Annotated in this window: 24 protein-coding genes; 10 read left to right on the forward strand and 14 right to left on the reverse strand. The window is 67.5% G+C overall.

Annotated features, from left to right (window positions below; translation table 11 throughout):
- Nucleotides 1–147: 147 nt before the first annotated feature.
- Entirely contained in the window at nt 148–1,641 is a 1,494-nt protein-coding gene (locus ACODR5_RS09645; protein ID WP_488983479.1) for a SulP family inorganic anion transporter, read from the reverse strand.
- A gap of 116 nt (nt 1,642–1,757) precedes the next feature.
- Here ACODR5_RS09645 and ACODR5_RS09650 point away from each other — a divergent pair, with 116 nt between their 5' ends.
- From ACODR5_RS09650 to ACODR5_RS09665, 4 genes are all read left to right on the forward strand, one after another.
- On the forward strand, nt 1,758–2,123 hold the full coding sequence (locus ACODR5_RS09650; protein ID WP_488983480.1) for a MerR family transcriptional regulator: 366 nt from the start codon (nt 1,758–1,760) through the stop codon (nt 2,121–2,123).
- Nucleotides 2,124–2,440: 317 nt separating this feature from the next.
- Nucleotides 2,441–3,118, forward strand: coding sequence for a 5'-methylthioadenosine/S-adenosylhomocysteine nucleosidase (gene mtnN / locus ACODR5_RS09655; protein WP_488983481.1), 678 nt, complete (start codon nt 2,441–2,443; stop codon nt 3,116–3,118).
- Between the two features lie 182 nt (nt 3,119–3,300).
- On the forward strand, nt 3,301–4,149 hold the full coding sequence (gene truA / locus ACODR5_RS09660) for a tRNA pseudouridine(38-40) synthase TruA (protein ID WP_488983507.1): 849 nt from the start codon (nt 3,301–3,303) through the stop codon (nt 4,147–4,149).
- Between the two features lie 128 nt (nt 4,150–4,277).
- The gene (locus ACODR5_RS09665; protein ID WP_460816961.1) at nt 4,278–4,967 is read left to right on the forward strand and encodes an endonuclease/exonuclease/phosphatase family protein; all 690 of its coding nucleotides are present in this window, start codon (nt 4,278–4,280) and stop codon (nt 4,965–4,967) included.
- Between the two features lie 6 nt (nt 4,968–4,973).
- Here ACODR5_RS09665 and ACODR5_RS09670 read toward each other — a convergent pair whose 3' ends face one another.
- The 5 genes from ACODR5_RS09670 to ACODR5_RS09690 all read right to left on the reverse strand — a co-directional run bounded on the left by ACODR5_RS09670 (nt 4,974) and on the right by ACODR5_RS09690 (nt 10,807).
- The gene (locus ACODR5_RS09670) at nt 4,974–6,110 is read right to left on the reverse strand and encodes a hypothetical protein (protein ID WP_488983482.1); all 1,137 of its coding nucleotides are present in this window, start codon (nt 6,108–6,110) and stop codon (nt 4,974–4,976) included.
- Nucleotides 6,111–6,219: 109 nt separating this feature from the next.
- The gene (locus ACODR5_RS09675) at nt 6,220–6,756 is read right to left on the reverse strand and encodes a hypothetical protein (RefSeq protein WP_488983483.1); all 537 of its coding nucleotides are present in this window, start codon (nt 6,754–6,756) and stop codon (nt 6,220–6,222) included.
- A 264-nt stretch (nt 6,757–7,020) separates the two neighbouring features.
- On the reverse strand, nt 7,021–8,772 hold the full coding sequence (locus ACODR5_RS09680) for a DUF4012 domain-containing protein (protein WP_488983484.1): 1,752 nt from the start codon (nt 8,770–8,772) through the stop codon (nt 7,021–7,023).
- Between the two features lie 38 nt (nt 8,773–8,810).
- Nucleotides 8,811–8,999 (reverse strand): helix-turn-helix domain-containing transcriptional regulator, encoded by a 189-nt coding sequence (locus ACODR5_RS09685; RefSeq protein ID WP_488983485.1) that lies wholly within the window; start codon nt 8,997–8,999, stop codon nt 8,811–8,813.
- A 35-nt stretch (nt 9,000–9,034) separates the two neighbouring features.
- Nucleotides 9,035–10,807 carry an ATP-binding protein gene (locus ACODR5_RS09690; RefSeq protein ID WP_488983486.1) on the reverse strand — a complete coding sequence of 591 codons (1,773 nt, stop codon included), beginning with the start codon at nt 10,805–10,807 and terminating at the stop codon, nt 9,035–9,037.
- Between the two features lie 435 nt (nt 10,808–11,242).
- On the opposite strand from ACODR5_RS09690, the gene ACODR5_RS09695 reads away from it, so the two are divergent.
- Entirely contained in the window at nt 11,243–11,458 is a 216-nt protein-coding gene (locus ACODR5_RS09695; RefSeq protein ID WP_488983508.1) for a helix-turn-helix domain-containing protein, read from the forward strand.
- The gene (locus ACODR5_RS09700; protein ID WP_488983487.1) at nt 11,455–12,732 is read left to right on the forward strand and encodes a HipA domain-containing protein; all 1,278 of its coding nucleotides are present in this window, start codon (nt 11,455–11,457) and stop codon (nt 12,730–12,732) included. The genes ACODR5_RS09695 and ACODR5_RS09700 overlap by 4 nt, the downstream gene beginning before the upstream one ends.
- Nucleotides 12,733–12,952: 220 nt before the next feature.
- Here ACODR5_RS09700 and ACODR5_RS09705 read toward each other — a convergent pair whose 3' ends face one another.
- From ACODR5_RS09705 to ACODR5_RS09725, 5 genes are all read right to left on the reverse strand, one after another.
- A complete protein-coding gene (locus tag ACODR5_RS09705; protein WP_488983488.1) occupies nt 12,953–13,246 on the reverse strand; it encodes an addiction module antidote protein in 294 nt (97 codons plus the stop codon).
- 61 nt (nt 13,247–13,307) lie between these two features.
- Nucleotides 13,308–13,613, reverse strand: a complete 306-nt coding sequence (locus ACODR5_RS09710; RefSeq protein ID WP_488983489.1) for a nucleotidyltransferase family protein — start codon at nt 13,611–13,613, stop codon at nt 13,308–13,310.
- Nucleotides 13,614–13,774: 161 nt separating this feature from the next.
- Nucleotides 13,775–14,029: a hypothetical protein gene (locus ACODR5_RS09715; RefSeq protein ID WP_488983490.1), complete on the reverse strand. Its 255-nt coding sequence runs from the start codon at nt 14,027–14,029 to the stop codon at nt 13,775–13,777.
- A gap of 490 nt (nt 14,030–14,519) precedes the next feature.
- Nucleotides 14,520–15,125 carry a YdcF family protein gene (locus ACODR5_RS09720; protein ID WP_488983491.1) on the reverse strand — a complete coding sequence of 202 codons (606 nt, stop codon included), beginning with the start codon at nt 15,123–15,125 and terminating at the stop codon, nt 14,520–14,522.
- Nucleotides 15,126–15,348: 223 nt separating this feature from the next.
- Nucleotides 15,349–16,279 (reverse strand): IS5 family transposase gene (locus ACODR5_RS09725; protein ID WP_135012748.1). Its coding sequence is split into 2 segments (ribosomal slippage): nt 15,349–15,903 and nt 15,905–16,279, totalling 930 coding nucleotides; the frame shifts between segments, so codons are not numbered across the junction.
- A gap of 293 nt (nt 16,280–16,572) precedes the next feature.
- On the opposite strand from ACODR5_RS09725, the gene ACODR5_RS09730 reads away from it, so the two are divergent.
- Nucleotides 16,573–17,787: an O-antigen ligase family protein gene (locus ACODR5_RS09730; protein WP_488983492.1), complete on the forward strand. Its 1,215-nt coding sequence runs from the start codon at nt 16,573–16,575 to the stop codon at nt 17,785–17,787.
- Nucleotides 17,788–18,895: 1,108 nt separating this feature from the next.
- Here ACODR5_RS09730 and ACODR5_RS09735 read toward each other — a convergent pair.
- Nucleotides 18,896–19,420 (reverse strand): hypothetical protein, encoded by a 525-nt coding sequence (locus ACODR5_RS09735; protein ID WP_488983493.1) that lies wholly within the window; start codon nt 19,418–19,420, stop codon nt 18,896–18,898.
- 66 nt (nt 19,421–19,486) lie between these two features.
- Here ACODR5_RS09735 and ACODR5_RS09740 point away from each other — a divergent pair, with 66 nt between their 5' ends.
- Genes ACODR5_RS09740 through ACODR5_RS09750 form a run of 3 tightly spaced genes read left to right on the forward strand, consistent with a single transcriptional unit; the run spans nt 19,487 to nt 22,972 of the window.
- Nucleotides 19,487–20,143 (forward strand): glycosyltransferase, encoded by a 657-nt coding sequence (locus ACODR5_RS09740; protein WP_488983494.1) that lies wholly within the window; start codon nt 19,487–19,489, stop codon nt 20,141–20,143.
- Between the two features lie 10 nt (nt 20,144–20,153).
- Nucleotides 20,154–21,455, forward strand: coding sequence for an alginate lyase family protein (locus ACODR5_RS09745; RefSeq protein WP_488983495.1), 1,302 nt, complete (start codon nt 20,154–20,156; stop codon nt 21,453–21,455).
- Nucleotides 21,456–21,496: 41 nt separating this feature from the next.
- On the forward strand, nt 21,497–22,972 hold the full coding sequence (locus ACODR5_RS09750; protein WP_488983496.1) for a lipopolysaccharide biosynthesis protein: 1,476 nt from the start codon (nt 21,497–21,499) through the stop codon (nt 22,970–22,972).
- A gap of 95 nt (nt 22,973–23,067) precedes the next feature.
- Here ACODR5_RS09750 and ACODR5_RS09755 read toward each other — a convergent pair whose 3' ends face one another.
- Nucleotides 23,068–23,949 carry a glycosyltransferase family 2 protein gene (locus ACODR5_RS09755; RefSeq protein WP_488983497.1) on the reverse strand — a complete coding sequence of 294 codons (882 nt, stop codon included), beginning with the start codon at nt 23,947–23,949 and terminating at the stop codon, nt 23,068–23,070.
- Nucleotides 23,950–23,991: 42 nt separating this feature from the next.
- Nucleotides 23,992–24,783: a WecB/TagA/CpsF family glycosyltransferase gene (locus ACODR5_RS09760; protein WP_488983498.1), complete on the reverse strand. Its 792-nt coding sequence runs from the start codon at nt 24,781–24,783 to the stop codon at nt 23,992–23,994.
- Nucleotides 24,784–25,005 lie beyond the last annotated feature (222 nt).

Below are 25,005 nucleotides of genomic sequence, written 5' to 3' on the forward strand. Positions count from 1 at the left end.
ACTTGCGGTGGTCGCTTCATCTTCGTTCGCTGGCGCTCACTTCGTTCAGCAACCGGCAGGTTTCACCGTTCGGCTGCGCCCCATCGGTTGCTGAACGGAGCGCCGCAGGCGCGGAGATGAAGCGAAACCGCAAGCGGCCGCCCGCGCTTATGGGAGGTTGCCGGTCAGGCGGCCGTGGAAGTCGCCGCTGGCGTCGTTCATGCCCACGATTTCCACCGTCGTGCCGCGCTGGCCGTACTTGTGCACGATCGCGTCGAGGGCCGCGACGGTCGAGGCGTCCCACACGTGCGAGCGCGACATGTCGATGACCACCAGATCCGGGTCGTCCGCGTAGGCGAACTGCGTCGTGAGGTCGTTCGACGAGGCGAAGAACAGCTCGCCGTCCACGTCGTAGCGTGCCGTCGATCCGTCGTCGCTGACGCGCCGCGTCACCGTCGTGAAGTGCGCCACGCGCCGCACGAACAGCACGGCGGCGGTCACGACGCCGATGACGACGCCGACGGCAAGGTTGTGTGTCACGACGACCGGGATGACGGTGAAGAGCATCACGATCGTCTCGCTCTTGGGCATGCGCCGCAGTGTGGCGGGGCGGATCGAGTGCCAGTCGAAGGTGAGCACCGAGACCATGATCATGATCGCGACGAGCGCGGCGATCGGGATGACGGCCATCACCGGCCCGAGGAACCACACGAGCACGAGCAGGAACAGGCCGGCGGCGAAGGTGGAGATGCGCGTGCGGGCGCCCGAGACCTTCACGTTGATCATGGTCTGGCCGATCATGGCGCAGCCGCCCATGCCTCCGAAGAAGCCCGACAGCACGTTCGAGACGCCCTGGCCCCACGACTCTCGCGTCTTGTTCGAGTGGGTGTCGGTCACGTCGTCGACGAGCTTGGCCGTCATGAGCGACTCGAGCAGGCCGACCGCCGCCATGCCGAACGCGTAGGGCGCGATGATCTGCAGGGTCTCGAGCGTGAGCGGCACGTCGGGCAGGAAGAACAGCGGCGGGCCCGAGGGCAGCTCGCCCATGTCGGCCACGGTGGGCACCTCGATGTCGGCGAGCAGCACGACGAGCGACATCACGATCACGACGACGAGCGGTGCGGGCACGGCGGTCGTGAGCTTGGGGAACAGCCACAGGATGAGCAGGCTCGCGGCGATGATGGGGTAGACCAGCCACGGCGCGTTCTCGAAGTGCTGCAGCTGCGCGATGAAGATGAGGATCGCGAGCGCGTTCACGAAGCCGACCATCACGCTGCGGGGGATGAAGCGCATGAGCCGGGCGACACCGAGCACGCCGAGCAGCACCTGGATGACGCCGCCCAGGATGACCGTGGCGAGGAGGTAGTCGAGGCCGTACTGCTCGTTCACCGGCGCGATCACGAGTGCGACGGCGGCGGTCGCGGCCGTGATCATCGCCGGCCGGCCGCCGAGGAACGCGATCGAGATCGCCATGACGATCGACGAGAACAGTCCCACCTGCGGATCCACACCCGCGGCGAGCGAGAACGCGATGGCCTCGGGGATGAGGGCGAGGGCGACGACGAGACCGGCGAGCACCTCGCGCGTGAGCAGCTTGGGGGAGCGCAGGGCCTCGCGCACCGAGGGGCGCGGGCGGTAGCGGTCGGGCGCGGGCGCGGACATGCGTCCTCCAGGGGCGGGGCGGGATGATGGGAGCGGCGACGGCGCCGGATCGGCGCGAGCGCGCCGCGGCAACTCTACCGTTACGGGAGGGTTGGATCAAAAGGGAGAGGGCGAGGATGGCGGAGACGATGCACATCGGCGAGGTCGCCGAGCGCACCGAGCTGTCGCTGCGCACGCTGCGGCACTACGACGAGATCGGGCTCGCGAGCCCGAGCGACCGCACCGCCGGCGGCTTCCGCCTCTACACCGAGACCGACGTCGAGCGCCTGCTGCTCATCCGCCGCATGAAGCCGCTCGGCTTCTCGCTCGAGCAGATGGGTGAGGTCCTCGCCGCGCGCGACGCGCTCGCGGCCGACCCGGATGACCCCGCGGCGCGGGCGGCGCTGCATACCTTCGTGGTCGACGCGCAGGAGCGCCGCGAGAAGCTCGCCCGCCAGCTCGACGCCGCCGACGAGCTGATCCAGCGTCTCCGCGGGGTCTGAAGCCCCCATCGGTTGCTGAACGGAGCGGCCGGAGGCCGCGGAGATGAAGCGACCACCGCAACCGTCATGGACTTGCTGTGGTCACTTCATCTTCGTCCGCTGGCGCTCACTTCGTTCAGCAACCGTGGGGTTTCACCGTTCGGTTGCACCCATCGGTTGCTGAGCGGAACGCCGGAGGCCGCGGAGATGAAGCGACCAGCGCAACCGTCGTGGACTTGCTGTGGTCGCTTCATCTTCGTTCGCTGGCGCTCACTTCGTTCAGCAACCGTGGGGTCGCCGCAACTCGGCGGGCCGGTGCGAGCGCATAGGCTCGAAGCGTGACGACGTACGTGATCCAGGTGGCGATGGATGAGGAGGCGGCCCCGTTCCTCGAGGCCGCGGCGGAGGCGAGCGAGCCGATCCGGATCGGGCGCGCCGTGCATCGCGGCATCGTGCTGGGCGGGCGCACGGTCGTGCTCGTCGTCTCCGGCATCGGCATGGTCAACGCCGCCGACGCCGCCGCGGGCGCGATCCACCGCTACGGGCCCGACGTCGCGCTCATCGGCGCCGGCACGGCGGGCGGCCTGGCGAGTGCCGTGGCGGTGGGCGACGTGATCGTCGGCACCGAGGCCGTGAACGTCGACGCCGACGCGCGGGCCTTCGGGTACGTGCTCGGGCAGACCCCCGGCATGCCCGCCCGCTACGCCGCCGATCCGGTCCTTCTCGATGCTCTCGGCGGTGGCGACGGCGTGCGGATCGGCGCGATGGGCGCCGGCGAGAAGTTCGTCACGGTCGAGCTGGCGCACGCGCTGCGCCGCGACTTCCCCGAGCTGCTGTCGGTCGACATGGAGACCGCGGCCGTGGCGCAGGTGGCGCACAACCACGGTGCGCGCTTCGCCGTGGCCCGCGGCGTGAGCGACCTGTGCGCGCCGACGGCCGAGCAGTTCGAGACGCACGTCGACGACGCCGCCGAGCGATCCGCCCGCGTCGTGATCGCCGCCCTGGGGCGCCTGTGAGCGCGGCGATCCCCGTTGGCGAGGACGATCCGGCCGCCGGCGGTCCTCTGGAACCGGGATCTCCTCGTGAACCGTTGCCCGCTCGTCGACCGGAGGCGCGCAGCGCCGGAGCGGAGGCGGGCCGAGCGAGCGAAGCGAGCCGAGGCCAGGGCGAGCCGGAGCCGGACGCCCCGGCCCGCCGGATCCGGCTCGACATCGCGTACGACGGCACGAACTTCAAGGGCTGGGCCCGGCAGCCGAAGCTGCGCACGGTGCAGGGCACGCTCGAGGCGGCGCTGACCCGCATCGCGGGCTCGCCCGTGCTGCTCGTGGTGGCCGGCCGCACCGACGCCGGCGTGCACGCCACCGGCCAGGTGGCCCACGCCGATCTCACCGAGGACCAGTGGGCGCGCATGACCCAGCGGCGCCGGGCACACCCCGCGCCGGCGGGCGCCGATCCGGCCGCCGTCATCGCCCGTCGCCTCGCCGGCGTGCTGGGGCACTACGCCGATGCGGCGGTGCTGCGCACGTCCACGGCGCCCGAGGGGTTCGACGCGCGCTTCTCGGCGTCGTGGCGCCGCTACGAGTACCGCGTCGCCGACACGCGATCCGGATACGACCCGCTGCAGCGCCACCGCACCGCGCGCGTGCGCGCGACGCTCGACGAGGCCGCCATGGACGAGGCAGCGCGCGGGCTGATCGGGCTGCACGACTTCGCCGCGTACTGCAAGCCGCGGCCCGAGGCCACGACGATCCGCACGCTGCTGGAGTTCGACTGGCGGCGCGACGAGGGCGGCGTGCTCGTGGCGAACGTGAAGGCCGACGCGTTCTGCCACAGCATGGTGCGCGCGCTCGTGGGCGCGTGCGTCGCGGTGGGGGAGGGCAAGCTCGCCCCGGCCGACCTGCAGGTGCTGCGCGACGCACAGGAGCGCACGAGCGCGTTCAAGGTGCTCGAGGCGCGCGGGCTCACGCTCACCGAGGTGGGCTACCCCGCCGACGACCAGCTCGCCGCGCGCGCCGCGCGCACGCGCAACCGCCGCGACCGCGAGTGAGCCGCGAAACAGCATCTGGGCGCCGAGACCGCGTGCAGACGCCACTGTCTCGGCGCGCATTTGCTGTCTCACCGGAATCGGGGTCAACCCGTACCTCGCGCTGAGGCGGGGCGCGTACCGTGGACGCCGTGAAGGTGCTGTCATACAACCTGCGCAAGCATCGCGCGGCCACGGAGCTCGAGGAGCTCGAGGAGCGGCACGAGCCCGATGTGCTGTGCCTGCAGGAGGCCGACGTCGCGGCGCTGCCCGAGCGCGTGGACGAGATGCGCCTGGCCGCCGCCACCGACCGCAACCGGCTGGGCCTCGCGGTGTACTACCGCGAGAACGCGTTCCGGCTGAAGGACACGGCGTCGCTGGGGCTCAAGAAGTCGCTGCACGACATGGTGCTGCGCCCCGCGCACGAGCGGGTGCTCGGCGTGCAGCTGCATGACATCGACGCCGGCCGCGAGGTGACGGTCGCGTCGTTCCACGCCGCGCCGCTCACGGCGCTGAACTCCCTGCGCCGCTCACAGATCGGCTCGGCGCTCGAGGCGCTGGAGCGGCTGGGCCCCGGCACCCCCACGCTCATGGTGGGCGACTACAACTACCCCGTGTTCAAGGAGAACCTGGGCGAGCGGATGCGCCGGCGCGGCTACGACCTCACCCTCAGCGACTCGCGCACCTACATGCGCTACCGCTTCTTCCGCGGGCACTACGACTTCGTCACCTCGCGCGGCCTGTCCATCGAGGGCGTCGTGACGCTGCCGCAGGGATCGAGCGACCACCTGCCGATCCTCGTCACCGCCGAGTACCGCCGCGGGCACGGCGAGGCGCTCTGACCGACGTCAGGTGCTCGGCGACCCGTCGCCGGTGCCGCCGGTGCCCGAACCCGGATCGGTCCCCGGGTCTGCCGGCACGCTCGGGTCCGTCGAGGGCAACGGCTCGGTGGGCGCCACCGGCTGCTCGGGTTGCGGCTCGGGCTCGGGCTCGGGAACCGGCTCGGGCTCGGGAACCGGCGCGGGGGCCGGCTGCGGCTGCGGCGGTGCGGGCGCGGGCTGGAACGGCTGCGGCTCGGGCGTGGGCGTGTCGGTGGGCGTCGGGGTGGGCGTGGGCTCGGGGGTCGGCGTGGGCGTGGGAGCGAGGTCGTCGAGCACGCCGAGGCTCGAGAGGGTGGCGCTGACGGCGGGCTCGTCGTCGCCGTCGTACGTGAACGTGATGGTGGCGTCGCGCGCGATCTGGTTCGCGCTCAGGGTGAGCGTGGCCTCCCCCTCGCCCTCGATGCTCAGCCAGACACGCGCGAGCGGATCGGGGCGGGTCTCGTCGCCGCCGACCGGGAAGCTCGGGTCGCGCACGAGCACGGTGTATCCCGGGCGGCCCGTCAGGCTCAGCTCGACCGTCCGCGCCTCGACATCCGCCACCGCCGCGGTCACGTCGAGGCTCGCGGGATCGCCCTCGTCCGCGACGGCGGGCGGCGCCTCCGCCGAGCCGCCCGCGAGCAGGGCGACTCCCGCCGCGGTGATGCCGAGCACGAGGGCTGCCGCGACGGCGCCCGCGATCCAGAGGTTGCGGCCGCGGAGGAACGGCGGCCGCTCGCCCGGCGGGGCGGGCAGGGGCGCGTCGGGCGGGCGCATCACTGCGCCGGCGGCGGGGAGTGCGGCGGCGGTGGTCGCGGCGCTCGAGGCCATTCCGGTGGGCAGCACGGCCGTGGCGGCGGCGTCGGGAACGACGGCCGTCACCGGGGCGTCGGGGAGCGCAGCGGGCAACGGCGCCGGCGCAGCGGCTGTCGCGCCCGGCGCAGGCGCGCCCGGCGCACTCGCGGCCGAATCCGGGCCACCGGGATGCGCAGGCCGAGCCGCTTCGCCGTGCAGCAGCTGCTCGAGGGCGTCGATGCCGTCCTGGTGGGAGATGAGCCCGTCCAGGGTCGCCGGATCGGGCCGGCGCGTGGGGCGCGCGACGTTCAGGGCATCGTCGTCAGCAGGCATCTCGGGGGAGGGGTCGGATGTGCCGGTTTCGGGTCCCGGCGAAAAGAACGCTCTGCGACCGACCCGCGAGGGGTCGGCCGCAGAGCGCGGAAGCCGTGACGGTGAGGCGTCAGGCCTGGGTCTTCTGCTTGCGCACCGAGCGCGAGACGAGAACCGCGCCGCCGCCGAGCAGCAGGGCGCCGCCGCCGACCCAGAGGCCGAGCGCCGCGGAGTCCATGCCCGTGGGGTTCAGGGCGTCGTCCGAGCCGCCGCCGGCGGTCGACGCCACGGTGACGGTGACGGTGTCGGTCTCGCCGCTGGTCGCGCCCACTGCCTCGACCTCGTACGAGCCCGAGGCCGAGTCGTTGAGCGTGACGGTGACGTCCGCAGCGCCGCTCGCGTCGGCGGTGGTGCTGGTCGAGGTGCTCGAGACCGCGCCGGTCGAAGCGAGCGACTGCGACGAGCCGTTGATGCCGGTGAGGGTGACGTTGACCGTCTCGCCCGCGATGAAGACCGGGTTGAAGACGATCGTGATGGGCGTGCCGACCGTGACCGTGACGTTGTCAGCGGTGGGGGTCGGGGCGTACGCGAGCGCCGCGGTGGGCGTCAGTGCGAGAGCGCCGGCCAGGCCGGCGACGGTGAGCGCCTTGGCGATGTTCTTCTTCATGGGAGCTACCTCAAAACTCTGTGTCGAACGTCATTAGTGCGGCATCTCCGTGCAGAGCTACCGGGTGGTACGAACGCCCCGGGCGCCTCCCCCGAATGCGCGACAAGGCCGAAGCTATCGCTATGCGTCCACTGAGCGCAAGCTGGGAGGGTCATCCGACCGTGTATTTCACTATTTCACGGCGTTTCGTAACACGGCGGTCATCTACGCAGACGAGCCGGTCACCCGGACGTAACCGGATGTCCACCTTGCTTTTCGGGGGCGTCAGCAGCCCGCGGTGACGTCGAGACCGTGGATGACGGGCGTCGAGACCACGTCGAGCCGGTCGCCCGTCGTCACCCGCACCCGCGCGTCGAGCGTGGCCGACTCGCCGGGCGCGAGGTCGGTCGTCCACTCGTACACCAGGTGCCCCGCGTGCTGGCCGAGGAGGTTCGCGTCCTCGGCGCCGCCGATCAGCTCGGCGCCCTCGGGCAGGTAGATGTGGGTGAGGGTGCGCGTGATGCCGCGGATCGCGCCGCTCTCGGTCTGATCGCCCGAGGTGCCGAGCAGGTACGCGGGGTAGCTGGCGATGTCGGCGGGGGCGTCGTTGCGCAGGGCCACGCTCAGCACCGCCGTGCCGTCTCCGCACCAGGCGGCGCCCGATCCGGCGGCCATGTAGTAGTCGAGCTTGGCCCCGACGCCGTCGTTCAGATACACGCCGAAGGCCGTGGTGCGGGCGTCGCTGGCGGGCATCTCGCCCGCCACGGGCGTGCCCTCGAGCAGCGCGCGCTCCTGCTCGAGGCTGCTCCAGACGAGCAGCCGGCGCTCGTCGATGGCGCGGCTGACGGCGTTCAGGGCGGCGGCCGGATCGGCGCTGCCGCTGAGCAGCGCGTCGAACACGGCGTCGGCGGCGACACCGAAGAACGCGTCCTGCTCTGCCGGGTCGGTGTAGCGCAGATACACCTCGTTCAGCAACAGCTGCACGGCGTTGTCGCTCGCCAGCACGTCGCCGGTCGGCAGCTGCACGGGGCCCGTGGCCTCCAGCAGGTACGACAGGGCGACGGGATCGATCGCGATCACCCCGGTGGGGGCGCCCCCGCGATCCGCCCGCCAGAACTCGCTCGCCACGTGCGCGGCCTCGGCGAAGTCGGGGATCATCGTGGGGTTCTGCATGTAGCGGGCGGGCCGGTCGCCGAAGATCAGCTGGGTCTCGAACTCGAGCGGGGTCACGGGTGCGTCGCGCCGGCCGAAGCTCGAGGCGGCCACCTGATCGGTGAACTCGATCCGCCCGTCCGTCGCGGTGATCTCGATGACCGATCCGACGATGCCGCCGAGCGATCGCCACTCGGCGTTGTTCTGCACGAGCAGCAGGTGCTCGCGCGGGCCGTCGGCCCCGAGGAAGCCCGGCAGCAGGTGTGCGGCCCGCGAGGCGCCGTCGAGCGCGGGCTCGATCTCGGCGAGCAGCGCGTCGACCTGCGCGGTGCCGTCGCGCAGCGGGCCCACGAGGGCGCCGCGATCGATGGTCGCGATGCGGTCGCGGGCGCCGGTGACCGACGCGTGCGCCGCGTCGATCTGCCCGCCCAGGGTGCCGAGCGCGGCCACGTCGATGCGGCCCTCGCGCGGCAGCAGGGCGTCGAGCCCGTCGCCGGCCTCGGCCGCGGCGGTGAGCCCGCCGTCGACGAGGTCGTCGAGGGTCTCGGTCAGGGTGCGGGCGGCCGCGAACTGCGGGCCGACCCACGGGATCCCCTCGGCGAGCGACCACACGGGGCCGCCGGTCGCGTCGCGCGCCGCGGCCAGCTCGCTCTGCAGCTCGCCCAGCTGCGCCGCATCGCCGCTGAGCACCGCCGACATGTCGAGCCCGCCGGCCAGCTGCTGGGCCCGCTCGATGTGCGGCAGCGCCCGCGCGGCATTCGCGCCGGCCCAGGCGACCACGACCGCGAAGCCGAGGGCGAGCGCCGTGACGACCCCGAGGGCGATCCGCCCCGCCAAGACTCGCCCCGTCGCGCCCCTGCGCCGCCCGCTTCCGCCACTGCTCATCGCCGCCATCCTAGGCAACGCCGCCCGGGCGCCGCGTTTCACGCCGCCCGGGCGCGTCGGCGCGCGGGAGCGTTTTCGAGACCGAGGTCGTCATCGCGTCGAGCGAGTCCGTCGAGCGACAAGTGGCAGCTGTGGTTGCCGCCCTCGGACAGTGCCTTGTAGAGGCCGTCTCGGCTCACGCCGATGCGGCGGGCGAGTTCGCTCACGTTCTGCGACCGCGCGATCACGCCGAGCGCGCCGACTTCCTAAGTTAGGAGGTGAGTTAGGAGGTGGGCTCGTCGTCCTCGAAGAGCGAGCGCTGCAACGCAACGGAGGTGAGGCGGTAGCGGTTGTCTCGGTGTCCGCGGCCGGGGGTCGTCGGTTCGACGAGCCCCTCGATCCTGAGCGTCCGCAGCCAGTGCTCAGCGGTCTTCGTGGTCAGGCCGAGCAGATTGCTGACCTCGCTCTTGGACAACTCGCCGTGGACCTCCAACAAGCCGAGGACCTGTCGGCGCCGGTTCGGCCGCGATGCCTTGCCGCCCTCGCTCACGTTTGTTGCGTAGGCCGAGAGCGTGTAGCTGGCACCGCGCTTGAGCCCCGTCTGATCGATCAATTCACGGGCGACGAGATCCTGCAGCTCTTTGGTGGCACGGTTGCTGTCCGCGATGCCGGTCGCCGCGCGGTAGCGGGCGTTCGTCATACTCTCGCCGTGCCGCATGAGAGCGAGCCCGATGCACTGTGAGTCGGTGAGGCCCTCCTTTCCGAGCGACTGGAGCCATGTGACGGTGCCCTCATCGAGCAGAGTGTGGTTGGGGAACGTCACCTCGAATGAGGTCGTGCTGTCCTTGAACCGAGGCGGGCTCATTCCAGCCTCGCGAAGCGTTGCGAGCATGGTCCGGATTCCCGATCCCCTGTTCTCGCAGACCGTTCTCCCCTCACCGGGGATCAGCACATCCTCGAGCATCTTGAGGAGCGAGCCATTGCGTGCGGAGGACGTGCCTTCGTCCCCGAGGTGCTCGACATCCACCGCTCCGAAGAGCCCTCCAGGGTTCATGATGCGCAGGCGATCGGGGTACATCTCGATCTGCACCTGTGTGCCGCGTGATCCGGGGCTCAGATCGCGGTGGACGAGCGCGTTGACGATCGCTTCGCGGAGTGCCTCGGTCGGGTACTCCCAGATGTCGCGTCGACCGGCGCCGACGATGAGCGCGCGCTTCTTCATGTTCCGATGCACGATGGCGAGGGCTTGCTCGACCATGACGGGGATCGGCCCGTCAATGCTGGCGTTGTCGAGGAACCTGACACCGGCGGCGTCGCGCACTCCCCCTGTCGTCGGGTAGTAGACGAAGGTGACATTGAGCTGGGGAAAGAACTGCTGCGGGTAGCGCCCCAGTGAGAGAAGCCCGGCGAGAGTCGGATGGTCCTCCCCGTCGGAGCCGCGAGCGATCACCTTCGTCATGCGGAGGATGACGGCATCGGGCTCATTCGCGAAGATGCGCGCGTTCGTTCCCGCGCGCAGCCGGCCTGTGTACCTCGCGACCTCGGCGGGGTCGAGATCGTCGGGCGTGGCGTCGAGGACCGGCTCGTGATCGAAGACCGGTTGGCCTCGATCGGCGACGAGCTGATGCACTTCCTCGGAGGTGAGGCGGCGGTCCCCGTCCCCTACCCGGATGTAGGAGCCGCGATCCAGGCCTTTGGCCTTGACATAGCTCGGCTTTTGATTCCGCGGAAGTTCCGGGATGTCCGCGATGACGAGTGTCTTCCCGTCGACCTCGGCGAAGTCGATCTCGGGCGTGAGGGGCGGAACGATGTCGGCGCGCGCCCACGACGCGAGATCGGCCATGACCTTCTTCGGGTCGCGCACACCGACCGCGGTGAAGTTGCCGCCCTCTTCGACACCGAGGATGATCGTGCCGCCCCCGGGCGTGTTCGAGAACGACGAGAGGGTTTCCAGCACGGATCTGGGCAGGGCGGTCTCGGCGCGTTTGGCCTCGATAGATGTCGCCTCCGCTCCGAACTTCCGCAGAGCGGCGACGACCTGAGCGGCGTCGTTCATCCCCACCTCCTCACTCGATGCGCGATTAGTATTCTACGTCAGTTCGTTAGGATGTTGGTCGCAATATTAGGATCTGGATTGCTGCAGGGGTCCGCGGAACGGATCGCTGACGAACTATCCGGCGCGTCATTAGCACGCTAATCGACCCCTACTCAGGCAGTGTGGCGCAGTTCGAAGCGGAGGCCGAGGGCGCCGGTGACCTTGAGGATGGTCGCCCAGGTCGGGTCGCCGCCCTCGGAGAGTGCCTTGCAGGGCCCGCCTGCCCCGAGGGTCTCCGCGCCACGGCGTTCTGAAAACCGCGTGGCTTCCTGCCTTTTGACGGGGTGCCCCAAAGTAGGACCCAGCGATGTCGTAGTACGGCGACATTTGATAAAGTCGTAGTACGGCGACAATCGCGAAGGTTGCCGTACGGCGACAGGAGGGCCTGTGTACACGATGCGCGAAGCGGCGGCGGTCGTGCGCGAGCTCCGGGAGCAGGCGGGATGGACGCAGAGCGAGCTGGCGCGACGCGCTCAGGTCTCCCGCACCTTCGTGATCGACGTCGAAGCAGGCAAGCCCACGATCGAGGCGTCGAAGCTCTTCGATGTGTTCCAAGCGCTCGGGTTCGAAGTCGCGCTGCGTGATCGTGCGACGGGCGAGGTGCGGTCGTGAGCGAGCAGCGACTGCACGTGTATCTCGACGGTCGTCTTGTCGGGGTGCTCAGCCAGAGCGGGTCGGGTGATCTCCGCTTCACCTATGACGACGAGTACCGTCGCCCACAGGCGACGCCCCTGTCGCTCTCGATGCCGTTGTCTGCGCGGCAGCATCGCAAACGAACGGTGCTGCCGTTCTTCCAAGGTCTCCTTCCGGACAGCGAAGAGGCGCTGCGTTCGATCGCGCGGCGCTTCGAGGTGTCTGAGCGGAATCCGTTCGCGCTGCTCGCGCATGTCGGAGCGGATGTCGCCGGTGCCCTGCAGGTCCTGCCGGTCGGCATGGATCCGGTCGATGGGGTCCGCGACGCCCTGCGGGCTCCCGCGGCGTTGAGCACTGGTGAGGTCGAGGAGATGCTCAGCCATGCCGTGACCGAGTACGCCGACGGAACACCCGTCGATCAGCGGGCGGGACGGTTCAGCGTCGCGGGCGCGCAGCCGAAGATCGCTCTTCATCGCCGTGAGGACGGGCAGTGGGCGGTCGCCGGTGGAGCGCATCCGACCACGCACATCCTGAAGTCGGTGACCGGATCGATGCGCCGCATCGACGTCGTGGAATGGATGACGATGCAGGCCGCGCGTGAGCTCGGTTTGAACGTGGCGGAGGCGGGGATCGAGCGGATCGGTCGGTGGCAGGTGCTCATCTCGACCCGATACGACCGCCTCCGGGACGGCGAGGTGTGGCGACGCATCCACCAGGAGGATCTGTGTCAGTCCCTCGGCGTCTCGCCGGCGAAGAAGTATCAGCGCCGGGACGGCGGCCCGGGCACCGCGGCGATCGCGGCTCTCCTGGGGGCGCTTCCCCTTGCAGATGACAGGCGGGCGGTCGGCGAAGCGTTCTATCGGGGGCTCGTGTTCAACACGCTTGCCGCCTGTACCGACGCCCATGCGAAGAACTACTCGCTCATCCTCGACGGAGAGCGCGTGCGTCTCGCGCCGCTCTACGACCTCGCCAGCTTCGCGGCGTACTGGGACCTCGAGAGTCCCATCGACCTCGCCATGAGCATCGGCGGCGAGTATCGAGTGCAGCAGCTGACAGGCGCGGCTATCGCTGCGGAGGCGCGACGATTCGGACTTTCGGAAGCGCAGGGCGCCGAGATCGTCGCCGACATGCGCGCTCGCCTTGCCGACGCATTCGAGGCGGCCGGTGCTCTCGTCGCACAGACTGACCCGAGCACCCATGCCGTTGCCGAGGATCTGGTGCGTGGCATCCGTCACCTGCCACTCACGGACTGACGGAAGGTGGCGTGGTCGCGCTCCAAGCGCTCCAGCGCATCGGCGATGAAGCCTCGAGCCAGGGTGGAGACCGGCACCCATCCGCCACGGCGAGCGCCTACAACGCATCGAGCGCCGATTTGCGGGCTAATCGACCTGCTGATGCGCCTGCCAACTCAGAGCAGGAGCCGCCCGTGAACGCCGATGCGGCGCGTCATTAGCACGCTAATCGAGCCCCTACTCAGGCGGCGCGGCGCAGTTTGAAGCGGAGGCCGAGGGCGCCGGTGACCTTGAGGATGGTCGCCCAGGTGGGGTTGCCGCCCTCGGACAGTGCCTTGTAGAGGCCGTCTCGGCTCATGCCGGTGCGGCGGGCAAGTTCGCTTATGTTCTGCGAGCGGGCGATCACGCCAAGCGCGCGTGGGACGGCACTGGGATCGTCGGCGGAGTCGGCAGCTGCGATCTGCAGATAGCCGGCTGTGTCATCGACGTTCTCGAGGTAATCCGCCGCGTCGAACGGCTCGTGCGTCTCGTTCACGTCGGTGCCTCCCCGTGCGCTCCGAATGGCGTCGGGGGACTTGCTTCGGCGAGAAGCTCGTTCAGGCCGCATAGACGTCCTGAGCGCGGCCGAATGCCGACGCTCTGAAGTACGGGTTCCGCACCGCGTCTGCCACGACAAGATCGACATCGCGACCCACGATCTGGGCGAGGGCCTCTTTGAGGCCGAGGTAGTCATCGAGCCGATCCGGGCGGTCGGGCAGGAACTCGACCAGGAAATCGACATCGCTTGTCGCAGGATCGAAGTGCTCGGTCAGCACCGACCCGAACACCCGAAGTCGCCGCACCCCGAAGCGCTCGCTCGCGCGCGAAATCGCGTCAGTGTCGAGCGGGACGGCGGTGACCATGCGTTCATGATCGCAGATTGCGCGCTATCCGCGCCGGACGCGGCACGTGATTTAGCACGCAAACCGAGTCCAGGCTCAGGCGGTGCGGCGCAGTTCGAAGCGGAGGCCGAGTGCGCGCGGGTGACTTCGAGGACGTGCAGCACTGCTTCCGAAGCGGTCGCTCAGGTGAGTTGCAGCTCCTTGAGTTCCCGGACCGCAACCCGCAGGTGCGAGGGCGTCGGAGGCTCTTCGCCGAGAGAGTACATGTCGTCTAGGACATCGTCGAGGAGATCCCGGAGTCCCTGGGCAGCCGCCGAGCGGCTCTCGTCCACCCAACTCAGAGAGGGGAACTCGCGGGCAACGGCGACGACGTCGCCCGTGACGCGATCGATGCCGGTTTCCACGCGATAGTCGCGCGAAGTGTAGGTGCGCATCATCCCTCCTTCAGGTTCTCCATCTTCTCGATAGCCTCGAGCACCTGCAAGACCTGGAAACGCTTCGCCATTCCCTTGTCGGACTGGATGTTGACCCGAGGGTCTCCGCGCCACGGCGTTCTGAAAACCGCGTGGCTTCCTCCCGTTTGACGGGGTGCCCCAAAGTATGACTCACACACCTTGTGCAAGTCCGAGTATCTCACGTTCGCGGGCGCGCGGCGCATTCTAGCGACGATGTCGTCCACGGAGCGGCCCACGGAGACAGCATAGTTTCAGCTCCGGACATCGAGACAGCTGATGCCCGCGGCCGAGGACAGCACCCTTGCTCCCGGCCTCCTGACGGGGCGACTAGGAGCGGCGCTGCCAGCGTTCTGCTCGCGGAGCCTCGCTTCGGCCCCGGGGCGGCGGAGTCTACATAGCGCCCGCGCATTCACCGTTCGTGGTGCGCCGGGGGACGTGCCTCGGAAGAACCAGAGACGCCGCTGGGACCCCGTCACTCCGCACACCCGGGCGTCACGAACACGGCCTTCGCCCACGCGCCCGTCTGGTAGGCGAACTGGTGCGCCAGGCGCCCGAAGGAGTAGTCGGGCTCGGGCTCGGCGGGGAACAGCACCTCGACGCCGTCGACGCAGTTCTGGAAGATGAACCGCGCCCGCTCGATGTGCGCGTCCATCGTGATCACCACCACGCGCTCCCACCCGCGCTCGCGCGCCGCGTCGCGCACCCACGTCGCTTCACCCTGCGTGGTGTACGGATCGGGGACGAAGCACTCGACGTGCACGTCTGGCGAGCGGGGTGAGCAGTAGTCGTCGGGCTCCTCCGCGCGGGATGACGTGAACGCCACGGTGTCGGCGACGCCTTCGCCGACGAGCTCATAGGCGAGATCCTCGCGCCAGCCATCCACGGGCCCGATCACCACGATGGCATCGGCGGACTCGATGGGGTCGTGCGCGGGGAAGATCACGATGCGGATCGCCCAGGTGAGCCAGGTTAGGAACAGCGCCGCCACGACGAGGAGCGCGATCCGGCCGAGCCGCGAGCGCGACCGGCGCGGCGACGTGGCGGGCTGCGAGCGAGCCTCCCGCACCGGCACGGTCACTGCGCCGCTCCGAGGCGAGGGCACGCCGCCGTCCGTGCCTGCGCATGACGGCAGATGGCGACACCATCACGCATGCGTACCTCCGCTCCCGCTCGACCTCATGACTACCAAAGCAACGTGACCGGCAGGTTTCCTTCTTAAGGAGGCCGGGTGCACGTGCCGTTTCGATGGCCGCGTGGCGCGCGGTGAGGCGAGTGCCGAGTCGCTAGAAGCTCCTGTCGGACTAGGTCGTGTCTCCCAATAGTCGGACCCAGGTGAGGATGGCGCAGAGGGTGACGCCGGCGCGGTACGTGATGGCGAGTTTGTCGAAGCGGGTCGCGATGCCGCGCCACTGCTTCGCGAGTGCGAAGAATCGCTCGATCACGTTGCGACCGCGGTAGGCGGTGGCGTCGAACCCGGGCGGGCGACCGCCGCGACTCCCGCGCCGTTTTCGTGCGATGATCTGGTCGCGCTTGTCGGGAATGACGGCCTTGACCTTGCGGCGGCGCAGCTCGCTGCGGATGACTCCGGTCGCGTAGGCACGGTCGGCGATCACGGCGTCGGGTCGGGTTCGTGGGCGACCCGGGCCAAGCCGGGGAACCTGGATCTCGCCGAGCACGTGGATGAGCATCGCTCCGTCGTTGCGCTGCCCGCCGGTCACGATCATCGCGAGCGGGCGGCCGTGCCCATCGACGGCCTGGTGGATCTTCGTGGTCAGACCGCCGCGGGAGCGGCCGATACCGTGACCGGGCGGTTCAATCTCGTGCCAGGGCAGATTCTTGTGATTCGATCCTGCCCCCTGTGTCCTGCTCGGGGCGGGTGGTGTTCGTCGCATGCTGATGCGCACGCGCGATCGTCGCATCGATCGACACCGCCCAGTCGATCTTCCCGGCCGCGTCGGCCTCGGCGAGCATCTGCGCCAGCACCCGATCCCACGTCCCGTCACCGGCGTAACGGCGATGCCGCTTCCACACCGTCTGCCACGGGCCGAACTGCTCGCGGGGCAAGTCACGCCACGGGATCCCGGTGCGGAACCGGTACGCGATGCCCTCCACAACCCGCCGGTCGTCACCGAACGGGTGACCACGCCGCCCGGCATTGGACGGCAACAGCGGAGCGATCCGCTTCCACTGCGCATCCGTGAACACCCGATATCGAGAACCCGTCGACCTCACCCCACCAGACTGCCGCGAACCTCACGATGCATATGGGAGACACGCCCTAGCGCAAGGGCTTCACTCGCAGATGCTGTCGATGTCCTTCCGACGCCACGAGAGGGTCGCGCCCCGTACCTCCGTCGACTGGGGCATCACGCATCACGCATCTCGTACATCCTCGTCAGCTAGACGTTGCTCGTCCGTATCGCGACCGAACGCTACAACCAACGACTCTCGATTAGCATGGCCCCGTGCACACTCGCTCAACCCCGGCCGGGCCGAGCACAACCGCGGGGTCTTCCCGGTTCCGCATGGCGCTGGTCGCAGGCGCGCTGATCCTGACGTCTGCTCCAGTCGTCTTCCGGGACAATCCGGGGGCCTTCAGCATCGCGATGAGCGTTTACGCAGTCGTCGTGCTGTTCGTGACGCGGTGGCGAATGCGAGTCAGCGGCGCGGTCATCGCCTTTGTCGCATGGGCGGCGTTGAGCGCTCTATGGACGTTCGACCGCGCTGGGACCGCCAACGAGCTCATACCACTGATCGCCTCTATCGTCATCGGGTTCGCTGTGACCACGTTCGGTTCACAGGTCGTCGCTAGGGGGTTGCTGCTCGGTAGCGTGGCCGCAGTCGGCGCGAGCCTCGTACTCGGTGTTCTGTCTCCCCGGTATGGGCGATCCGCCGAGTTCGCGGGCGCATTCACCGGCATCTATGCACACCGCAACTTCCTCGCCTCCGTCGCCGTCGTTTGCCTGGCCCTCTGCATCGCACAGTTCGCGGCCGCGAAGAGTACGAAGACTCGGAGCCAAACCGGGGCCGTCATTGTCGTTGTCTTGGCGGCGATCGCTTCTACCCTGAGTAGTTCGGCCATCGTCATCGCCTTCAGCCTCGTTCTTGGTGGCGCGGTGATCTGGCTGTTCCGAAAGATCGGCCCGATGGGCCGCCTCGGCCTCATACCTATCGTTGCCGTCGTGAGCATCGGGATTGTGGTGCCCGCCACGGTGCGAGCGGTCCCTGAACTGACGGCACTTGTCGGTCGAGACGCTACCTTCACCGGCCGCATCGAGATATGGGATCTGGTGGCAGCGCTCTCCGCGCAACAACCGATCCGCGGCTACGGGTGGGGTGGCGTCTGGGATGGCGACGTGGGCGAAACTGTTCGCTTAGCGTTCGGCCACGACACTGCGAAGTCCGCCCACAACGGGTTCCTGGAAGTGTTGCTTCAACTCGGATGGGTCGGGGCGATCGTTGGCATCCTCGCCGCCGGCGCAGCAGTGATCCGCTCGCTTCGATTGGCGGTGGGCTCGGCCGAGCACGCTTGGATGCTACTGGTGCTTCTGGCTTTGTTCGTGAACAGCGCCTCCGAGTCCCAGCTGACGCGCCCGCTAGGTACATTCGTCGTAGCGACGGTGGCTGCGTGTTCGATCATCGAGCTTCGGCGGAGCACCGGGTCTACGAGGCGCCAGGCGCGTCGATTGAATGTTGCCCACAGTGACAGGCAGATAGCGACCGCCGACGAACGATCGTAACGCTGGCGATGCCCAGCGTCCGGATCTCGCGCGCGGGCGGCGGATGTGGACGGCCGCTCCCAGGTCGCTCCGAGCGGGGCAACGGCAGTTGATCGCGAGCGAGGCCGGGCTCTCACTTCGGGCGCGCGCTTGCCGCGCGACGGACGCAACGGCCTACGTGTGGCGTGAACCTAAACGACACCCCCCAGTAACCTACCGCTCCATTTTCCCGCGCCGTCGAAACACGAGGTTAACGGGGAGTTTCGCCGCTCACCAGGGCAAGTTGCCGATCGCCACGATGTGGCGCGAAGGCGGTGCTTTCGTGGCCTAGATTGAGACCATGGTTTTCGTATCCGTAACCAGCCAGCGGGACAACCTGGGTGACTCGCTCCTCCGTCGCCCACTCATACGCGCTGCACAGCAACGCCAGGAGTGTCATGTCCTCGTGGGCAAGGGGGCAAAGGATTGGACGAACCTTGGTCTTCGTGCCGGAGATGCACTTTACACAGACCGTCGTCGTTGGCTTGTGGCTCTCATGCGCTCTGCGCTGCTGCAAAAGACTACGCTCGTGTTAAACGCGGGGGAACTCTTGCCCGATCGGCGTTCCCTGCTCGCACGGGCGCTCATGCTTCCGTTTATTGTCTTGGTCAAGTTGCGCGGAGGTGCTCTGATTCATGCGGGTTTCGGGCTCCGCGAGCCTAGCGCGCGGGTACCCGGGATCGTCCGTCTCGTGGCGCGCATGAGCAACGTGCTGTCGTGGAGAGATGAAGCCTCGCGGGCCGCAGTTGGTGCGGGGACCGTTGCACCCGACTGGGCGCTCGCGGAGGGGGCGTCCGTGGAGGAGATCGCTACGCGCCATAGCGAAGGTGCAGGGGAGCGAGTGCTAGTCCTGAGTCTCCGAGGTGATCGGCCTGCACCTTCCGACGAGTGGCTGGACAGAATCCGTCGGGTCGCCGGTTCGGAGCTGAAGGCGCGAGTAATCGTGGCGTGCCAAGTGCGCCGAGATAATGCACGCGCGGAGTGGCTTGCCGCTCAGCTGGACGCGGAGTTGCTCAACTGGCCGGAAGAGATCGATCATGCCGAGCAGGAGCGCCGATTGCGTGCGCTGTATTCAAGGGCGACATGGGTCTCATCGGACCGGTTGCACGTAGTCGTAATGGCGGTGACTGAGGGCGCAGTGCCGATCGATCTGGTGACCGACAAATCTCGAAAAGTCTCGCGCATGCTTGCGGTCGCAGATCTCGCCCTCTTCCCCCACGGGGGCGGGCTTCAGCGGCTCGCGGATGATCAATCGCAGGTGCGTGCGGCGCTCACGCATGCGCGTAAACGTCTTGATCGACTCTCCGACGAGATCGGTCATCATATCGCCGGTACTAGGACGCGGCGGATCCGCGTTCTCCATTCCGTTGCTGCTCCGGGTGATACGACTCGATACGCGCGCCACATGGCAGCTACCGAGGACTTCGATGTTCGCCCCGTGTTCCTTGGGTGGTGGCGTGCGCTTATAGGCCGCTTCGATGTTTTCCACGTTCACTGGCCGGAGCATTTCGTTCCAGCGGGCGGTTCGCCACGGCAGCGGGTATCCCGAATGCTGGCGAGGGTCGTCGTGGGGCGGATGCGTCGTCGCGGCACCCCTGTGATTCGGACGCTTCATAATGTTGCCCCTCATAGTGCGGACCCGGACAAGCGGGGCGAGTCGCTCCGGAGGACCCTCGATCAGATGACTGTCGCTGAGATTCACCTGGTTCCCGGCGACGCTCAACTGTCGGCTGGGCGCGTCCATCTCATTCCCCATGGCAGCTATCGGGAACCGTACGCCGTCTTCGCCACGGATGAGCCGCTCCCAGGTCGAGTGCTGCACTTCGGGCGGCTCGAGGCGTACAAGGGCATACCGGAGCTTCTCGAGGCCGCTCGGGGATCCAACGTCGAGCAACTTCGAATCGTAGGCGCTCCTGGAGATCCAGAAGTGGCCGCCGCAATACGAAGCGCCGCGGACACGGATGCTCGAGTCACATATCTGTTCGGCTTCGTTGCGGATGGGAAGCTCGCACACGAGATCAGCCGGTCCACATTGTGCGTTTTTCCCTATCGAGAACTGCATAGCTCAGGTGCCATTCTCGTCGCTCTTTCGATGAATCGGCCGATTCTGGTACCTCGGACACCGACCACGGAAGCGCTGCGGCGCGAGGTGGGTGCAGAGTGGGTGCGGATCTTCGACGAGTTCCACGCTACTGAACTCGATGCGGCGATGGAGTGGGCTTCGGCCACGGCGGTCGGTCACGGCCGCCCGGATCTCAGCGACCGAACGTGGCAGCTTACTCGTGAACGCCATACCGAGGTCGTGCGGTCCGTGATTGGCCATTGGAAGCGGAGTTGAGGGCGCGAGGATGAGCACCCGATTGTTCACATACCTGGATTGGCAAGAACTTTCCGCGAACAAGATCCGGTTTGGTGCGGGAGACCCAACCATGGCTGCTTCCGTCGCACAGCTGATTAACGAGGCAGACGGCCTGCTCGATCTGCCGCCGACATCAGTTATGGACAAGTCCGGCGTTGCCGCGTCTGGCGATCCGCACGATTTCTATGCCATCGGGGGGTACTCCTGGCCAAATCCCGATACCGCGGATGGGTTGCCGTATCAATATCGAGATAGCGAGACGAACCCCGAAGCGCTCGAATCTGGTCAGTTCGATAAGGGTCGCTACGAGGAAATGACACGGCGGGTATCCGTGCTGGCCCTTGCCTACTTTTACACGAGTGATGCGAGGTATGCTGCCCACGCGGCTTCATTGCTCCGGGCTTGGTTTATCAACCCGGAAACGCGAATGAACCCCAACTTCCGGTACGCCGCAGCGCGGCCTGGTGTGTGGGAGGGTCACTTCTCGGGCACGATCGAGGGTGTATTCTTAATCGAGTTGCTGGACTATGTGGCGTTGCTCGAAGGCTCCGCGGCATGGACGGTGGCGGATGACCGCAGTCTCCGGAGTTGGTTTCGCGAACTGAGCGACTGGCTTTCTCACAGCCCGTTCGGCAGGAGAGAGATCTACTCCGAGAACAACCATGGGTCGTACCTTCTTGCCCAGATCATCGTATTTTCGACCTACAGCGGTGAGGTCGACAGGGCGCGTCGAGTGATCCCACTAGCTCGGCAGCAGCTTCGGCGACAGATTCGCGCAGATGGAAGCATGCCCCTGGAGATTGCTCGGGCGGATGGTTGGTTCTACTCGGTCTACGGGCTTCGCGCGTTCGCGGTGATTGCGAGACTGGCGGAGCACCAGGGCGTAGACCTGTGGAGGGAGAATGACGCGCTCCTTGCTCAGGCGTTCGTTTCGCTTGCACCGTATCTGACCGGCGCTGTCGCGTGGCCGTTCTCACGGGAGAAGAAGCCGTGGGTGCACGACGCGCTACAGATGTACCTGATGGCTGCTAGGGCATATAGCTCCGTCGGCCTGCTGGCGACGGCGAACGAGATTCTTCGAAGCGGGGGAGAGCCGTTTCCGTACGCCAGTCTCATAGTTCCTAACGAATTGAGCGCCTCTGCCGACGGGCTCGCGATGCCTGCACCCAAGTCCTGGCCGGCGCCGCTCAAGACTGCGCGGGCGCCGCTAGGTCGCGTAAGGAGTTTCGTCTGGCGAGGGCTCGGGGTGCTGGCGGCGCGCGGCCTTTGGCGCGGACGGGCTCTGCCGTGATGGTGTCCGTGCCCGATGTGTTGCCGAAGGGCTGGTGACGAGTGGGTGACCGGACTACGTCGACTGGCGGGATCGGTGATTCCGCCTCGCGAGGAATCTGGACCACGGCGGTCGGACAGCTTGTAGCGATTGGAACCCAGTTACTCGCTGTGATCATCCTTGCGCGGCTCCTTAGCCCCGAGGACTACGGCTTGCTTGCCATGGTCATGGCGATCGTTGTCGTCGGTGAGGTGATCCGCGAGTTCGGGCTTGCTAACGCGGCGATTCAAGCGCCTGTGCTGAGCGGACAGCAGCGCACGAACCTCTTCTGGTGGAATACCGCGCTGGGCTTGGCCTGCGCGACGGCCCTCTTCTTCTGCGCGCCGTTGCTTGCGGCGTTCTACAGTGAGCCGCGAGTGGAACCGGTGGCGAAGGCTTTGGCGGTTACCTTCATCCTCGGCGGACTCGCAACACAGCCGAGGGCTCATCTCGCCCGAGAAATGCGCTTCGGTGCTTTGAACGCTACGGACGTGGTGCCCGCGGTTCTGGGCCTTATCGTGGCGATTGTCGCGGCGCTGATGGGATGGGGTGTGTGGGCGCTCGTCGCGCAGCGCATCGTCCTGGCAGGTGCGATGGCTTCTCTGGCAGTTGTCTTCGATCGATGGCTGCCAGGATTGCCGCGTCGGACGGAAGGCATGAAGCCGCTGTTGCGCTACGGGCTCAACCTCGTGGGCACGCAGCTTATCTCGAGCGCCAGCCGAAACGCCGACTACGTGGTGATGGGCCATCGTTTCGGCGCGGAAGCCACGGGACTGTACAGTCGCGCATTCGAGCTCGTCATCAATACTCTCAACCAGATCAACGCGCCTTCAACCAAGGTTGCAGTCCCTGTGCTCTCGCGTCTCCAAGATGATCAGGACAGATACACTCGCTACCTCCTGCGAGGACAGCGGGCGCTTCTCTTCGTGATCGTCCCAGTTCTTTGTATGGGGGCCGCGCTAGCCGCGCCGCTCGTTGACCTTGCTCTGGGACCCGGATGGTCGGACGTGGTTCCGTTCGTTCAGGCGCTTGCCGTGGTGGCGGCCGCGGACAAGATCCTGGGATACGCCACATGGTGGTATGCGCTGTCCCGCGGTAGAACGAACGTCACGCTTAGAGTCACCATCGTGAGATCGATCCTCGTGGTAACCGGGATCGTCGCCGGGTCGAGTTTTGGCGCTCTCGGTCTTGCTTGGGGGTACGCGATAGCCGCGACGGCGGGCTGGCTCGCCGATCTGGCGATGTATCGCTGGCTTGCCGGCGCCCCGTCAGGCAGGCTCTTCGTGAACGCCTTGGTTGTGCTTCTCATGAATGCGCTGCCGCTGATCGGCACCCTGCTGATGGGGCGGGCGTTGGCGCCGCTCGGCACCGTGCCATACTTGTTGCTCGGGTTTGCAGTGTACTTTGCGCTGTGGGTCCCGGTCGTCTTGCTCGTCCGGCCATTTCGAGCTGAGTTGCGCGACGTGGTGCGCCTCGCCCGTCGACTTGCGGGGCGGTAGTCGATAAGTCCTTGCGCGACCGCACGCTGGCGAGAAGTGGTCGCGAGATGCCCCAAACGCCAGCGTCCGTGAGCTAGGGGTCGCCTAGTCGAGAGTCAGCGCCTGCGAAGACCCGACGCCGCGACGACTAGTGCCGCTAGATGAGGAACTCCAGGGCCAGCGCGCCAGTATGCGGCAAAGCCCGCCGTGGAGCGCTCGGAAAGCACAGACCGCAGGACATGCACGGCGAGGAAGTCGGCGCGTCCGCGGCCCCTCAACTCGGGGTGCCGGTCGAGGAACGCTAGCGACGCGCGCCAGTCGAGACGCCTGGAGATCGACGACGAACTGTCCTTCTGGACGTGTACGGTTGGCCGTGAAGTCCAGCCCAACTCGACGCCGGGGCTTCCAGCCAGGCGCAGCGCGAAGTCCCAGTCTTGGTGTTTTGAGAGTGTCTCATCCCATCGGACCTGGCGAGCTAAGTCACCGTCGACGATCAGGGTCGATGACTGAATAGCATTGCGACCGAATCGCAAATCTCGGCGGGCAACGACATATGCGGCCAGGGCTTCGACATTGTCGAACGGCGGGTCCTCTCGAGGTACAGCCGTCGATCCGCGATCGGTCTCGTGCCAGAATGCACCAGCTGCTAGGAAGGGACGTTTCCCGGATACTGGAGTGAGACGTACTTCCAGGCTACGGGGATCCCACCAATCATCATCGTCAAGGAATGCGACCAGTGGGGAATCTGAGACAGCGAGCCCTGCGTTCCTTGCCCCCGCGCCGCCGATGCCTCCTGAAGTCATCACTAGAGTCACGCGGGTGTCCTCGGGTAGTGCACGCTCGACAGCGTTCCGCATTTGCGGCCGATCGAGAACAATGATGACGCGTGTGCTAATCGACTGTTCTAGGACGGACCGGACTGCACGAGCGAGCGAGGCTCGCCCGGTCGTAGGGACAATCACATCGACGCTAACTGGGGGGGCCTGGCGCGCGCTCATCGTTTTGTCATCCTAATCGCACGGTTGCAAGGGGCTCGCCAGTCACGGCGATGGCTCGTGGTGCCGACGTCGCGTAACAAGTGCGCCGATGAGTAATGCCGGTTCAACAAGATAGCGATGCGCCAGGCGTTTGGGGGCATGTATCAGACGCCACAGCCATTCCGCGCCAAGTCGGCCAACCCATCGCGGGGCGAGGCGTTGATGGCCCGCGACGTAGTCAATCGCCCCGCCCACCGTGGCGTAGCAGGCGTCCGGAAGCTCATCCCAATAATCCGCCAGGAACTGTTCCTGCAAGGGCATGCCGAGCCCGATGAGGACGAGTGTCGGCTCCTGCTTCTTGAGCCAGTCCAACGCTACGTCCGGTCGCGTGTAGCCGTTCAGTCCGTCGACCACCCACCCCTGAGGGCCTAGCAACTCCTGAAGCCGCGCAACTGCATCTCGGTTTGCGGCTTCCATCGCTCCGAACAGCAGCAGGCGGCCCGGGGACTGTGCCTGCGTTAGCCGTTCGATCCAATCTGTTGAGCCGATCCGGAACGATGAGTGGAGGCGCTTGCCGGCTGACGCCGACGCGAACAAGAGTATGGGCATGCCATCAATTAGGACGCGATCCGCGCGCGCATACAAGGCCCGGAAGAACGGAGCCGTCTGGAAAAGGTATGCACTGTGCAGATTGTGATTGAGGAGCAGTCGCTTGCCGGTCGTCATGGTGACCCATTCGACTGCTTCATCAGCGGTCATCGGAGTGACGTCGAGTCCGAGTAGCCCGATGGTGATCTTGCGGGCGCGGTTCGTCGATCGATCGCTGAACGGCATGGCATCGTCGTCGTTAGGCATGATTGGGTCGGTCGTGGGAGGTGGCGCTTGAGGCGTCCGATGGCGTGAGACTAGGCGGCAAACGCGGGGTTTGGGCGTGGGAGAAAGCGCGAGGGGTCATGATGGCCGACGATCCTGCCGGCGGTGCCCATCTGCAAGTCATCGACCAGTTTTCCATTCCGCGTGAGCCGACCGAACGGCGAGGGGTGGCACGCATCTAAAGATAGCGTCCATCTGTGCAAG

Source organism: Microbacterium sp. FG3, assembly GCF_057809335.1.

Coding starts and splice junctions, on each gene's coding strand:
- ACODR5_RS09645 (WP_488983479.1), bottom strand. CDS start 1,641: ATGTCCGCGCCCGCGCCCGACCGCTACCGCCCGCGCCCCTCGGTGCGC.
- ACODR5_RS09650 (WP_488983480.1), top strand. CDS start 1,758: ATGGCGGAGACGATGCACATCGGCGAGGTCGCCGAGCGCACCGAGCTG.
- ACODR5_RS09670 (WP_488983482.1), bottom strand. CDS start 6,110: ATGCCTGCTGACGACGATGCCCTGAACGTCGCGCGCCCCACGCGCCGG.
- ACODR5_RS09675 (WP_488983483.1), bottom strand. CDS start 6,756: ATGAAGAAGAACATCGCCAAGGCGCTCACCGTCGCCGGCCTGGCCGGC.
- ACODR5_RS09680 (WP_488983484.1), bottom strand. CDS start 8,772: ATGAGCAGTGGCGGAAGCGGGCGGCGCAGGGGCGCGACGGGGCGAGTC.
- ACODR5_RS09690 (WP_488983486.1), bottom strand. CDS start 10,807: ATGAACGACGCCGCTCAGGTCGTCGCCGCTCTGCGGAAGTTCGGAGCG.
- ACODR5_RS09695 (WP_488983508.1), top strand. CDS start 11,243: ATGCGCGAAGCGGCGGCGGTCGTGCGCGAGCTCCGGGAGCAGGCGGGA.
- ACODR5_RS09710 (WP_488983489.1), bottom strand. CDS start 13,613: ATGGTCACCGCCGTCCCGCTCGACACTGACGCGATTTCGCGCGCGAGC.
- ACODR5_RS09715 (WP_488983490.1), bottom strand. CDS start 14,029: ATGATGCGCACCTACACTTCGCGCGACTATCGCGTGGAAACCGGCATC.
- ACODR5_RS09730 (WP_488983492.1), top strand. CDS start 16,573: ATGGCGCTGGTCGCAGGCGCGCTGATCCTGACGTCTGCTCCAGTCGTC.
- ACODR5_RS09735 (WP_488983493.1), bottom strand. CDS start 19,420: ATGAAGCGTCCGAATCACAGGGGTGCCGCGACGACGCATCCGCCCCAC.
- ACODR5_RS09740 (WP_488983494.1), top strand. CDS start 19,487: ATGACTGTCGCTGAGATTCACCTGGTTCCCGGCGACGCTCAACTGTCG.
- ACODR5_RS09745 (WP_488983495.1), top strand. CDS start 20,154: ATGAGCACCCGATTGTTCACATACCTGGATTGGCAAGAACTTTCCGCG.
- ACODR5_RS09755 (WP_488983497.1), bottom strand. CDS start 23,949: ATGAGCGCGCGCCAGGCCCCCCCAGTTAGCGTCGATGTGATTGTCCCT.
- ACODR5_RS09760 (WP_488983498.1), bottom strand. CDS start 24,783: ATGCCTAACGACGACGATGCCATGCCGTTCAGCGATCGATCGACGAAC.